We start from the raw sequence: 13309 nt of genomic DNA, 5'->3' as shown, positions 1-13309 counted from the left end.
TCGTCACATCCGCTGCCACAGGGCCGGCGTGCCGGTGGGCGCCCACCGGCCCTGGGCCTGGTGGGTCTGGAGGCACTGGTAGCGCACCCCGGCGTGGCTCACGGTGGCCCCGGCCTCGTAGACCCGGCCCGCGGCCCACGGCTGCGCCGCGGCGTTGTCCTGCGGCGCCGGTGCCGGGGGGTCGGCCTCAGCGGTCGTCAGGATGAGGCCGAACTCGCGGAGCAGCGGGTTGATCGGCTGGAAGAACGTGGTGCCGCCGCTCCTGCAGTCACCGGTGCCGCCGGAGGCCACGCCCTGCGCCTGGACTCCCGCGACGTACGGCCCGCCGGAGTCGCCGGGCTCGGCGCACACCGTGGTCTGGGTCAGCCCGTCCACCGTGCCCTCCGCATAGCTGACGCTGGTGTCGTGCTGCTCGACCTTGCCGCAGTGCCAGCCGGTGGTCGACCCGGAGCGGCAGACGGCCGCCCCGACGAGCGCCTGGACCGAGCCGGTGATCTCCACCTTCTGGTCGCCCTCGCCCTTCACGTTCGGCGTGGCCTTCCACTGGTCGTTGACGGCCACCCAGGACATGTCCTTGCCGGGGAACATGGAGGCCTGGAACGTCCCCTGTTCCGTCATGTCGAACCCGGTCGTCTTCGCGCCCTGCTTGCCGCAGTGTCCCGCCGAGGCGAAGCCCTCCTGCTCGCCCTTGGTGACGGAGAAGCCCACCGAGCAGCGGGCGCCGTCGATGTAGTAGGCGTCGCCGCCGGTGACGTCCGCCATGAGCCGCGGCCGGTTCGCCGTCACCCTGACGCCCACGCTCTTGCCGTCGAGCCCCGCGGCCTTGACGAACGCGGCCGCCGCGGCCTTGTTCCCGGCTTGCACCACGACCCGGTTCGCCGGGACGTCGACGTACCACAGGGGCGTGTCCCGGGTGCTGACCCGGGCCGCGGCCGCGTCCAGCTTCTGCTTCACCGCCTTCAGGTCGCGCAGCGACTTCTTCACGACGGCCGCCTTCGCGCCCTGCGACTTGATGGTGACCACGTCCGCGGTGTCCGTGGTCGCCACGACGAGCTCCTGCGATGTCGTGCCCCGCAGCCAGGCCCCCGCGAACCGGTCGCCCAGGGCGTTGCGCAGCCGCCCGGCCCGTGTGCCCGCCTCCGCCTCGTCGACCAGCCGCCGCGACGCCTGGGCCGGGGTCAGCCCGAGATCGCGCTCCATGGCGCGCAGCACCGGAGCCGACGGCCGGTCGGCGCCGAGCCTCTGGGCGGCCGTGGGCGGCGGGCCCGCCGCCGGGGTGGGCTCGGCCGCCACGGCGGAGGGGACCCCGGTGGCGACGAGCGCGCCGATCGCGCTCAGGGCCGCCCGGCGGCCGGTGACGGCATGTCTGTGGACCATGCGTGGTGCCTCCTTCGTTCACGGGTGTAACCGCCGCAAAGCCCGAGGCCTTGCCTGAACGGCCTTGCCTGAACGGCCTTGCCTGAACGGCCTTGCGTGATGTCCACGGCTGGCCCGTTTCGCGCTTTGGTGCGGCGAAGGGCGCCAAGTGCAGTACGGCGGCCGCCCCTCGTCTCACGCGGACTTCAGACCGGGCGAACCCACCTCCGTGACGAAGGACGCGGCCGTCGCGATGGTGCCGCCCGGCCTGGTGATGGCCGAGACGGTGCGGAAGTCGACCCGGGCGTTGTCGCGGCCGAGCTCGACCCGGACGTAGCCGCGTCGGCCGTCGAAGTACTTCATGTGGGGGTTGGCCTTCATGTAGGTCTCCCAGTCGGCCGGCTTCTCGGTGCCGTTGCCGCCGCTGGCGATGGAGGTACAGGTGAACTCCGTGCCGACCGTCCTGGACTGCGGGTCGTCGAAGTCGTCCTTGATGTCGAAGGCGTACCCGACGTGGACGTCGCCGGTGAGGACCATCCAGTTGTCGATGCCCGCAGCCTTCGCGCCCGCCATGACCCGGTTGCGGGAGGCGCGGTAACCGTCCCAGGCGTCCATCGACATCCGGGCAGGCGCGGGCAGGTCGAACTTGCGCTGAGAGAAGCACACCTGCTGGGGCATCACGTTCCACAGCGCCTCGGAGGCCCGCCAGCCCTCCAGCAGCCAGCGCTCCTGCTCGGCACCGGTGAGGGTGCGCACCGGATCGTCCGACTCGGTGCCCGGTGCGTGCGGACGGTCGTGGTAGGCCTGGTCGGAGCGGTACTGGCGGGTGTCGAGGATGTCGAACTGGGCGAGCGAGCCCCAGGCCAGCCGGCGGTACAGCCGGGCGCCGGGCCCCTGCGGCAACTGCGCGGCGCGCAGCGGCTGGTTCTCCCAGTACGCCCGGTAGGCGGCGGCCCTGCGGACCAGGGACTCCTCCTGCGGGCTGTTCTTCTCGTCGAAGGCGCCCGCGTAGTTGTTCTCCGTCTCGTGGTCGTCCCAGGTGACGACGAACGGATGCTGGGCGTGCGCGGCCCGCAGATCCGGGTCGGTCTTGTAGAGCGCGTAGCGCAGCCGGTAGTCCGCCAGCGTGGTCGCCTCCCGGTTGAACACGTCGGGCAGCTTGACGTCGGTGTAGCGGCGGGCGCCGCCGGCGGAGTCCACGGCGTACTCGTACAGGTAGTCGCCGAGGTGGAAGACCACGTCGACGTCCTCCTGGGCCAGATGGCGGTGGGCGGTGTAGTAGCCGTCCTGGTAGGCCTGGCAGGCCACGGCGGCCAGCCGCATGCTGTCGGCGTCGCTGCCCGCTTCCGGCGCGGTACGGGTACGGCCCGTGGGGCTGATCCAGGCACCCACCCGGAAACGGTAGTAGTAGTGGCTGTCCGGCATCAGACCTTTGACGTCGACGTGCACGCTGTGGGCGTACTCGGGGTGGGCCGTGGCGACCCCCCGGTGCTCGACGAAGGCGAACCACTCGTCCGTGGCCACTTCCCAGTGGACGACGACCCGCCGCCGGCCCAGGCCGCCGTCCTCCGCGAACGGCTCGGGAGCGAGCCGGGTCCAGATCAGCACCGAGTCGGGCAGCGGGTCCCCGGATGCCACGCCGAGGGGGAAGGGGTCGTCGGTGATCCGCGCCGGGTGGAGCTCGGGAGCGGCGGTGGCGCCTCGGGCCGGCCGGTTGGTGGAGAAGGCGAGCATCGCGGCCGCCGCGGCGACGGTCAGGAAGCGACGGCGGGCGACCTGTGGTGCCGCGGTGCGCAGTACGGCGTCGTGCGGGGAGAAGGCATGCTCGGACGGTGGTCGTTGACGGCCCGTCAGTGCCATCTGATGTCCTCTCGTACGGGACGCGGAGCAAGCATGCTAAGCGGACAAAATGCCTGAAAGCGGCACGACTTGTGGGGCGTTCACACAAGAGGCGGTACGGGCCGTACGTCGCGAGAGAGGAGCGGGGCACACGAAGACCGCCGCCGGCGTCGGCCGGCGGCGGAGGGGGACCGGGCTGTCTAGCGGGCCGCGGGTGCGGCGGCCCCGGTGCGGGTGGCGTGGTCGTGGACGGGCAGATGGTAGACGTGGAAGGCCCGTCCGATGACGGGCTGTGCGACGTTGCGCACCCGCACGCCGCCGCTGGTCATGCCGTGTTCGGTGCCGGCGTGCGCGTGCCCGTGCACCGCGAGGTCGGCACCGGCGGTGTCGATCGCCTCGGCCAGCAGATAGCTGCCGAGGAACGGATAGATCTCCAGCGGCTCGCCCGCCAGCGTGTCCGGGACGGGGGAGAAGTGGGTCAGGGCGATCCGCGCGTCACAGCCCAGTTGGCCCAGCCGCTCCAGGGACGTGCGCAGGCCGTCGGCGCACCGGCGCGAGTACCTGACGAACTCCTTCATGACCGGCTCGCCGAACTCCCCGGCGCAGCGGCCGACGAAGCCGCCGCCGAACCCCTTGGTGCCGGCCACGCCGATCCGCGCCCCGCCGCTCGTCACCACCGTCCCCTGCCCCTCCAGGACATGGGCGCCGGCGTCCCGGAGGATGGCCGAGACCTCGTCGGGCCGGTCGTCGTGATGGTCGTGGTTGCCCAGTACGGCGACCACCGGAACCCCGAGGTCCTGGATCTCCCGGGCCACCACCCGGGCCTCCTCGGGCGTGCCGTGCCGGGTCAGGTCCCCGGCCAGCAGCAGGAGGTCGGCGCACTCGGGCAGGGTCTCGAAGGCGGGACGGAGCAGGCCCTGGTCGCCGGGCCCCAGATGGATGTCTCCTACGGCTGCGATGCGGATCATGCGAGTTCCTCCGCGTGGTCGGGGGAGGACGTCTCGGTGACCACGAGGTCGCTGTGCACCGGGACCCCGGCGAGTTCCTCGCGGACGGTGCCCAGAATCTCGTCGCGGCAGGGCGCCGACGGCACGGTGCCCGTGAGCAGCACCGTCTGGCCCCGGGCTTCGACCCGGACGCCCAGTTCACCGAGCTCACCGGAGGCGAGGCGCTCCTGGAGGTGGGCGATCCGGTAGTCCAGGTTCTGCGCAGGCTCCCCGCCGCCCGAGTGCTGTGAGCCGTGGGTAGTCATGGTGTTCCTTCCGCATCAGACGGCATCAGATGACGTTCAGGCGCTCCAGGAGGAAGAAGAAGGCGGCGGGCATGGGCGCGTCCCCGCACGCGCGCCGCACCCGGTCCCAGTCGACCTTCTCCCGCAGGGCACGCGCGATGGGCAGGGCCGCGCCGAAGTCGCAGTGGTGCTCGGAGAAGGCGGCGATCAGGCTCCACAGCAGGTCGGTCGGGGCCAGTACGGGCATGCGCACCGAGTCGACCGAGACCTCCTCCGCCCGCTCCAGCATGTCCGCGCCGACCGGCTGGTGCGCCAGCTCGAAGATGATGTCCACCGGCTGGCCGAAGCACGTGGCCTTGATCAGCCAGTCCTCCGGCGGGCTGTACACCGTCAGCCCGGCCTCGCGGAGCGTGGCCGCCACGGCGTCCGCGTCCTCGGGGCGGATGGCGAAGTCGACGTCGTGCTGGAGGTTCTTCTCGCCGCCGTGGGCGTAGGCGGCCACGCTCCCGGCCAGCGCGAACAGGTGCCCCTTGCGTTTCAGCACGGCACCGACCTGCTTGGCAGCCTCCAGAATCGCCTGGTTGCGGTCCAGGGGCAGCTCCTGCGGCGGCTCGTCGGCCTGCGGGTCCTGCGGCGGCGCGGGCGGCGCGGGCTCGGGCTGGTCCGGGGCCAGCCGGAAATCGGGGATTCCCGGTCGCCGGACGAGCGTCGCGTCATCACCGTTCTGCGTCATGACCACTCCATTCGCCGAACCGGGCACCCGCCGCCGCGCGGCACCCGGACCCGTGACGGCCTACGTGCCCGCTCTGAGTACCCGGAGCCGCCACGCCGACACGGCAGGTCTCCGACGGGCCGGGGGCGGAGGCGGGCTTTTCGCCTACGCCGGGCGCGAGGAGCCGCGCCGGGCGCGAGGACGGGGTCGAGTTCTGCTGCCAGGGTCGAGCGGGGTCGGCTGCGTCGAGCTGGGTCGGCTGTGTCGAGCTCCGCTGGTTGTGTCGAGCTGCGAGGCTTTGGTCGGGTTGCGAGGCTTCAGCCGGGTCGCGTCGGCCGGGAGGTCTGCGTCGGGCCTGGTCGGCTGCGGCGAGCCGTGCTGCCCGGGACGACCGCGTGGAGTACCGCCGACCGCGTCGCGTAGGCCGTGTTGATCCCGCCGGCCGCGTCGAGCCGTGAGGTCTGCGTCGGGTCGCGTGGCCCGGGACGCCGACCGCGTCGAGCCGCGTCCGCCGTTCGAGTCGTGGCCGGCCGGGGGCCAAGGCGTGCCGTGCCGTGCCGGGCCTGGCCAAGCCGTGCCGTGCCGTGCGGGGCCTTGCCTTGCCGGTCCGAGCCGGTCGCCCGAGCCGGTCGCCCGAGCCGCGTCGGTAGCGGTCGGCCGCGACCAGTCCCGCCGACCGCCAGACCGGCGCTTCCAGCCGCCCCGGCCCCCGTCACGCCCTGGCCGCGTCACCCCCCGGGGGCTCGCCCCGCCCTGGACGGGCCGTCGCACTGGCCGTGTCGGCCCCGATCCCTTGTCGCCCCCGCCCCGGCCCCGGCCGTCTCTCCCCCCGGGCTCTACCGCTACCCGGCCATGCCCCCGCCCCGGCCTGTCACCTCCCCGGGAGCCTCGCCGCGCCCCCGCCCCGGCGCCACCGTCCCGGGTGTCAGTGCCCCTGTCCGTCACCGCCCCTGCCCGTCACCGCCGTGCCCCACCACGGCGCACCCCCGGACGTGTCGCGCAGCGCGTTCGTCGCGCAGTGGACCTCTCCGCCCGCCAGGTGTGACCAGGCGAAGTCCTCCACCCAGTGCACGCGGACACCCCCGGCGGCGAGCGCCTCGCGCGTGGCCTCGCGGAACAGGTCGCGGCCGTCCACCTTCGGTCCGTGCGGATCGGGCGCGGCGTAGTCCCGGGCGGTCAGGGACAGTCCGTTGGCGACGCTGGGGGAGTAGGCGATCGCGCCCTTGGGCGCACCCGGGGCCGCAGGCGCCGTCGCGTACAGCACCGGCACGCGTACCAGGTCGCGACGGGACAGCCCCGTCTCCCGCAGCAGCACCTCGATCTGGTCGTCGACGTGCCGCGCCGCCTCCTCGTTGCCGGCCAGGAAGGCGTCGTCGCCCAGCAGCGCGTCGACGGCCGGCTTGCGCTCCGCCGTCGTGTCCGCGAACAGCCGCTGCCCGCCCTCCCCGGCGCGCTGCGCACGGCGCAGCAACTCCACCGCCTGCCGGGGGTCGGCCACCGCCAGCGTCCAGCCGCGCTCGTTGCGGGCCCGGACCACGTGCACCGTCTCGTCCACATGACCGACCAGCAGCCACGACGTGTCGATCGTGATGGCCGGCTGCCTGCCCTGCGCCTCGATCATCCGCACGAACGCCGGGTCGGGCGCCCGATGCGGGGCCGTGCCGAACAGCACCCGCCCTTGCGGGTGGCCCTCGTACGGCGGCACGGACTCGAAGTTCCCGGTGAAGTTCTGCAGATCGACGCCGCTCGGCTCGCGCCCCGGCGTGTACTGCTGCACCACGCCGACGTCAGGCCCCCGGAAGTCACGGAAGAGCAGCCGCGCAGACCTGCTCAGGGTCGCCTCGCCGCCCTCGGGCGGCGCCCACAGCACCGGCGCCCGCAGCAGCACCCGCATGCGGTGCACCCCTCCGCCGGGCGCGGGGACGCTCGCCACGGCCGGTTCGACCAAGTCCTGCCGCCAGATGTCCCGCCACCACTGCTCCGTACCGGCCGTGAAGGTCACATCCCGCCCGGACACCCCCGCGGCGCCCGCCGCCCGCACCAGCGACGAGGCGAACGGCCGCCACTCCCGCGGCCGGTAACGGTCGCCCACGCCCCAGGGCCCGGGCGCGACACCCAGGCCGGGACCCGGCCTGGCCGCGAAGATCCGCTCGGCGCGCTGGAGGTCGTGCTGGAACAGCACGGGCGCCACCTTCAGCCGCACCCGGTCGAAGGTGCGGCGCCCCCCGTCGGTCACGGTGAGGGTCACGGTCACCTCGCCGTCCCAGCGCCGGGGGTCCCGGACGACGTCGCGTCCCTCCAGGGCCAACTCCACACCGGCCCGCAGCTCACGGGCCGTCAGCGGCCCGCGCAGCACCCGAAGCGCCCCGTCACGCCTGACGAACAAGCGGACGTACGGACGCTGCGCCGGCGGTACCTCCACATGCCCCGACGCCTGATCGCCGACCGCCGCCGGCGGAACGCGCAACGGCGCCAGGTCCGCCTCGTCCCGCACGCCGTCGACCCGCTCGTCCGCCGCGTCATGGCAGGCCGCCAGTCGCTCGTCGACCGCCGGATCGATGCGGTCGAGATCCCCGGGGCGCAGCCGGCAGCGCCGCGCGTCGTCGTCGACGTTCGCCAGGAAGACGGCCCCGCGGCCCGGCCGCCACACCTCCTCGCCCGCCTCGTCGGACACCCCCGTGACATCCACGCGGCCGTCCTGGTTCACGTCGGCACGCAGGTCCGCGACCGGAGGCCGGTGCTCGGCGGCCGCCGTAGTCGCGGCGGTCGCGACCAGCAGGGCCACGGTGGCCACCGCTGTGCGGCGCGGCACGCGCCGCCCGGGCGTTTCGGGCATGACGAGTCTCCTCGGGGCAGGTGAGGGGCCGGTACGGAGGACGTCCACCGACCATGCTCGCCCCTGCTCGCACGCCGGACATCCTGCTGCGCGCCGAGCCGACGGCTACATCGATGGGACTACCGGGCCACCGGACCCTCCTCCCCTTACGCCGCCCTCCTCCCCTTACACCGCCCTGTTCCCCTCCGTGGGCGACGGCCCTCGGCCGGGGCCTCAGCCGACCACGACAAGCGCTCACTCCGGCAAAGGCGGAATATGGGGCAGAGAGCTGGGAAACCGGTGGAAACCGCTGGAAAACGCGCTTGTGGAGGTCGCCATGAACCAGGACGCATCACGTTCGCCCGATCTTCCGCAGCCGTTGCGGGCCGTCGCCTCCGGGCTGCGGCATCTGCCGGGCGCGGAGCAGGTGGGCAAGATGGCCTCAGACACCCTGGACCGGATCGGTGCCGTGTCGCCGCGCGGCCGCCGGATGGCCGTCTACGCCGGTGCCGGAGTGCTCGGCGTGGCCGGAGTGGTGGAGTGGCCGGTGGCGCTGAGCGGCGCGGCCGTCGCCTGGCTGACCCAGCCGAAGCCGGGACAGCGACCCGACGGCGCGTCGGCGGAGGGTGGCACGCAGACCGCCGGAGCCCCGGAACGCCGCGCCGCCGTGCAGGTCGTACCGGACGACGAGGGCACCTCCTCGTACGGCCCCGGCGACAAGCTCGCCGCCTCCCACTACCGGCACGACCGGCCGGAACACCACGTCCACGAACAGCCCGCCAAGGTGGGCGACACCGTCACCGCCTCCGCGCTGAAGCAGGTCGCGGAGGCCACCGCGCACCACGACCCGCACGGCGAGGAGCCGGACCGGGAGCAGACCCACCGGCACGGACACGGCAGTCGGCCCACCGGCTGAGTCGGGGACGACGACAGATGCTCACACGCTTCGACGTCGCCCCGCTCGCCGGGGCCATGGCCGGGGCGGCGGCAGGCGCCGCCCGCAGCACCGCCCAGGGCGTGACGTCCGCCTACGACACCACGCGGCGCGTCCGCAACGTCGCGCGCAACGCGCTGTCCGGCGGCCGGCACTGGAAGGCGGGGCAGCGCGTCCACCTCGCCCTGCGGCACTCCGACGGCGAGGCCGGCGCACTCGCCCGCGAACTGGCCGGGGAACTGCTCGACCATCCGGACGTGCTCACCGCGTACTGGGACGAAGGCCTCTCCCGTCTGGTGGTCACCGTGGCCGAGGACGCCGCCACCGACCGCGTCACCGAGCGGGCCACCGCACTCGCCACCCGCTTCGGCCTGACCGAGGGCGCCGACCCGGAGGCCGAGGAGACCACCCACCCCGGCGACCCGGGCGAGGTGCGCCTCACCGCGGCGGCGATCCTGCTGGACGCCGCAGGCGCCGCCGGGGCCCTGGCCGGCCGGTCCCTGCGCCTGCCGCCCACCTCACGCATCGTCACCGCCACCGTCACGCTGCTGCGGGAGAACCCCCGCTTCCGGGCCCTGCTCCGGCAGCGGTTCGGCACCCACGGCATGGAACTCGTCCTCGCCGCCGCCAACGCCGCCGCCCACGGCGTCGGCCAGACCCCGCCGGCGCTCGTGCTCGACGGTGTGCTGCGCGGCACCCAGCTGACCGAGGCGGTGGCCCGGGCCGCGGCCTTCGAGGCACTGCACGACGACATCTGCCACGAACGGCGCACCAGCCTGCCCTGCCCCCCGGACACCCGGCCGCCGCTCAAGGTGACGCCCGCCCAGGAGTACGCCTCCCACGCCAGCACCGGCAGCCTCGCCGGCGCCGCCGCCACCCTCCTCGTCACACACGCCGCGAGGGAAGCGGCCGAAGCCGTCCTCGCCGGATCCCCGAAGGCGGCCCGGTACGGACCGGCCGCCTTCAACGCGACCCTCGGCACCTTCCTCGCCCGGGCCGGGATCCTCGTGCGCAGCGCGGAGCGCCTGCGCCAACTGGAGATCGCCGACGCCCTCGTCCTGCACGCCGACGCCCTGCGCAGCCGGCGGCAGGACGCCGAACACGACGCCGACGGGCTGCCCGACGACCCGGTCCATCCCTTCGCCGAGGCCGTCCTCGACGCCGCCCGCCGGGCAGGACTGCACGTCGTGGTCGCCGGCGGCTCCGACCTGAGGGACATCACCCGGCTCGCCGACGAGGTCGCCCCGGGCGCCAGGCCGTTCGGCGACGTCGTACGGGGCCTCCAGGACGACGGGCACGTCGTGGTCACCGTCGCCCGCATCGACGGGTCCGCCGACGGGCACGTGGCGGCCGGACTGCCCGCCGGCGATGTGGCCATCGCCCTCACCGACGACCGCGCGGCCGTCTCCTGGGGCGCCGACGCGCTGGCCCCGGGCGGACTCGCCGACGTCTGGCGGCTGCTGACCGCGATCCCGGCGGCCCGGCGGGTCGGACGCCGCTCGCAGACCCTGGCCCGCGCCGGTGCGGCCCTCTCGGGGCTCCTGGTCGCCCGCGGCGGACAGCCCCCGGGCCGCCGCCTCCTGTGGCCCCTCACCCGGCACGCCCCCGTCAACATCGCCGCCGCGAACGCCCTGCTCACGGGCTGGCTCGAAGCCACCCGGGTGGCCCGGGCCACCCCGCCCCCGCCCCGGCTGCACATCCCCTGGCACGCCCTGGAACCCCACGAGGCCCGCGACCGGCTGGGACGCCCCGACCACGACGACGAGCCCACCGGACTCGCCCGGCTCGCCGACCGCTCCCGGCACCACACCGCTCGCGTCGGCCGGCACCCGGCCCTGACCCCCGTCCGCTGGACCTGGCGGGCCGCCGGCGCCGTACGCCGCGAACTCGACGATCCGCTCACCCCCGTCCTGGCCACGGGCGCCGTCGCCTCGGCACTGCTCGGCTCGCTCGTCGACGCGCTGCTGGTCGTCGGAGCCATGGACCTCAACGCCGTGACCGGCGGACTCCAGCGGCTGCGCGCCGAACAGGCACTGGCCCGGCTGGCCGCCCGGCAGCAGCCCAAGGCCCGCAAGCGGGAGGGCCGCACGCGCACCGTCACCGTCGACGCGGCCCGGCTGCGGCCCGGCGACGAGATCACCCTCGGCGCCGGTGACGTCGTGCCCGCCGACGCCCGGCTGCTCGACGTCGACGGTCTCGAAGTCGACGAGTCGGCGCTCACCGGCGAGTCCCTGCCGGTCACCAAGGCCGTCGAGGCCACCCCCGGCCTGCCGGTGGCCCAGCGCACCTGCATGGTGTTCGAGGACACCACCGTCGTGGCCGGACGCGCCACCGCCCTCGTCGTCGACACCGGCGACCAGACCGAGGCCGGCCGCGCCGTCACGCTCGCCGCCCGCACCCCGCCGCCCGCCGGCGTCCAGGCCCGGCTCCAGGAACTGACCCGCAAGGCCCTGCCGGTGACCTTCACCGGCGGCGCGGCCGTGACCGGGCTGTCCCTGCTGCGCGGCAGCCCCGTACGGCGCGCCGTCAGCGGTGGTGTCGCGGTCGCGGTCGCCGCCGTACCGGAGGGACTGCCCCTCGTCGCGACGGTCGCGCAGATGGCCGCCGCCCGCCGGCTGTCCCGGCGCGGCGTCCTGGTCCGCACCCCGCGCACCCTGGAGGCGCTCGGCCGGGTCGACACCGTCTGCTTCGACAAGACCGGCACCCTCACCGAGAACACACTGCGCCTGGTCCGCGTCGCCACCGCCGACGGCACCGTCCTGCCCGTGGACGCCGAACAGGCCCTGCCCATCCTGCGCCTGGCCGCCCGCGCCTGCCCGCAGGAGGAGACGGGCCAGGGCCGCCGCGTCGCGCACGCCACCGACGAGGCCGTCCTCGACGTCGCCCCGCCCGACGAGGGCTGGACACCGACCGGCGAACTGCCCTTCGAGACACGGCGGGGCTACGCCGCCGCCGTCGGCCGTGACGGCGACCCGGACTTCGGTGAACTCCTCATCGTCAAGGGCGCCCCGGAGACGATCCTGCCCGCCTGCCGGAACCTCCCCGACGGCACGACCGACACCGCCCACGAACTGGCGGGGCAGGGACTGCGCGTCCTCGCCGTCGCCCGGCGTCCCTGCCGGTCCGGCGACGCCGACGCCGAACTCGACGCGCCGCTCACGGACCTGCAGTTCAGCGGTTTCGTCGCCCTCGCCGACGTCCCCCGCGAGACCTCGCACGCCCTGCTCGCGTCACTGCGCCGCTCCGGCATCCTGCCCGTCATGCTCACCGGCGACCACCCGGAGACGGCCCGCGCCATCGCCCTGCAACTGGGCTGGCCGGAGGAGACGGAGGCGGTGACCGGTGACGAACTGGTCGCCATGGAACGCCGCGAACGCGTCCGGGTGCTGCGCGGCGCGGGCGTCATCGCCCGGGTCGCACCCGAGCAGAAGCTGCACGTCGTGGAGGCTCTGCAACAGGCCGGGCGCGTCGTGGCGATGGCCGGCGACGGCGCCAACGACGCCGCCGCCATCCGCGCCGCCGACGTCGGGGTCGGCGTCGAGGCCCGCGGATCCGCCGCCGCCCGCAACGCAGCCGACCTCGTGCTCACCTCCGGCGACCTGTCCGTCCTGGTGGACGCGGTGGCCGAGGGCCGTGCCCTGTGGCGCAGCGTCGCCGACGCGGTGAGCATCCTCATCGGCGGCAACGCCGGCGAGGTCGGCTTCAGCGTCCTCGGCACCCTGCTGGCCGGCGCCTCGCCCCTGTCGACGCGTCAGCTGCTGCTGGTCAACCTGCTCACCGACATGTTCCCGGCCATGGCCGTCGCGGTCACACCGAGCGACGACCCCTCGACGGCGGAGCACGCCGCGACCGGCCCGATGAGTCTCGACGTCCTCGGCGCGCCGCTGCTGCGCTCCATCCGGCGCCGCGGCGTCACCACCTGCCTCGGCGCGGTCACGGCGTACCTCATCGGCCGCCTCACCCCGGGCACCGAACGACGGTCCACCACCATGGCCCTGTGCGGTGTGGTCGGCGCCCAGCTCGCGCAGACCCTCTCCGGCCGGCGCCACAGCCCCCTGGTGTGGGCCACGGCCCTCGGCTCGGCCGCCGTACTCGCCGCCCTCGTCCAGACGCCCGGCGTCAGCCACTTCTTCGGCTGCACCCCGCTGGGCCTCGTGGGCTGGGCCGGTGTGGCCCTGGCCATCGCCCTCTCGGCCCTGGCCCCGCGCCTGGAACGCCTCCAGACGGTCCACACCCTCTACGACGCCGCGACCCGACTGGCCCTGCGCCTCAACGACCTGACCCAGCAGGCCCGGGGACGGCTGCGGAGCGGGACGGCCCGGCCGGCGGCGGCGTAACGGCGACAACAGGGCGACGACAGCGACGACAGCGACGACAGGGCGACACAAGGCGGCCGCCACCACGATCCGTGGTGGCGGCCGC

Annotated in this window: 8 protein-coding genes; 2 read left to right on the top strand and 6 right to left on the bottom strand. The window is 74.7% G+C overall.

Annotated elements, in window-relative coordinates; all coding sequences use genetic code 11:
* Positions 1 to 3 precede the first annotated feature (3 nt).
* From ACFZDA_RS35235 to ACFZDA_RS35210, 6 genes are all read right to left on the bottom strand, one after another.
* Positions 4 to 1377: an alpha-lytic protease prodomain-containing protein gene (locus ACFZDA_RS35235; RefSeq protein ID WP_391089509.1), complete on the bottom strand. Its 1374-nt coding sequence runs from the start codon at positions 1375 to 1377 to the stop codon at positions 4 to 6.
* A gap of 174 nt (positions 1378 to 1551) precedes the next feature.
* Positions 1552 to 3216: an alkaline phosphatase D family protein gene (locus ACFZDA_RS35230; RefSeq protein WP_391089507.1), complete on the bottom strand. Its 1665-nt coding sequence runs from the start codon at positions 3214 to 3216 to the stop codon at positions 1552 to 1554.
* 179 nt (positions 3217 to 3395) lie between these two features.
* On the bottom strand, positions 3396 to 4163 hold the full coding sequence (locus tag ACFZDA_RS35225; RefSeq protein ID WP_391089505.1) for a metallophosphoesterase: 768 nt from the start codon (positions 4161 to 4163) through the stop codon (positions 3396 to 3398).
* On the bottom strand, positions 4160 to 4447 hold the full coding sequence (locus ACFZDA_RS35220) for a BON domain-containing protein (RefSeq protein ID WP_391089503.1): 288 nt from the start codon (positions 4445 to 4447) through the stop codon (positions 4160 to 4162). Before ACFZDA_RS35220 ends, ACFZDA_RS35225 begins: the two co-directional genes overlap by 4 nt.
* A 25-nt stretch (positions 4448 to 4472) precedes the next feature.
* Positions 4473 to 5159 carry a nucleotidyltransferase family protein gene (locus ACFZDA_RS35215; protein ID WP_391089501.1) on the bottom strand — a complete coding sequence of 229 codons (687 nt, stop codon included), beginning with the start codon at positions 5157 to 5159 and terminating at the stop codon, positions 4473 to 4475.
* 904 nt (positions 5160 to 6063) lie between these two features.
* Positions 6064 to 7974, bottom strand: a complete 1911-nt coding sequence (locus ACFZDA_RS35210) for a protein-arginine deiminase family protein (RefSeq protein ID WP_391089499.1) — start codon at positions 7972 to 7974, stop codon at positions 6064 to 6066.
* Between the two features lie 316 nt (positions 7975 to 8290).
* On the opposite strand from ACFZDA_RS35210, the gene ACFZDA_RS35205 reads away from it, so the two are divergent.
* The gene (locus ACFZDA_RS35205) at positions 8291 to 8869 is read left to right on the top strand and encodes a hypothetical protein (protein ID WP_391089497.1); all 579 of its coding nucleotides are present in this window, start codon (positions 8291 to 8293) and stop codon (positions 8867 to 8869) included.
* A 17-nt stretch (positions 8870 to 8886) separates the two neighbouring features.
* Positions 8887 to 13224 (top strand): HAD-IC family P-type ATPase, encoded by a 4338-nt coding sequence (locus ACFZDA_RS35200; protein ID WP_391089496.1) that lies wholly within the window; start codon positions 8887 to 8889, stop codon positions 13222 to 13224.
* Positions 13225 to 13309: the final 85 nt, after the last annotated feature.

The organism is Streptomyces sp. NPDC007991 (assembly GCF_042958445.1).
In the GTDB taxonomy this organism is placed as follows: domain Bacteria; phylum Actinomycetota; class Actinomycetes; order Streptomycetales; family Streptomycetaceae; genus Streptomyces.
Note: the sequence above shows the minus strand (reverse complement) of the source record. Positions and strands in the feature narration are given on the sequence as shown.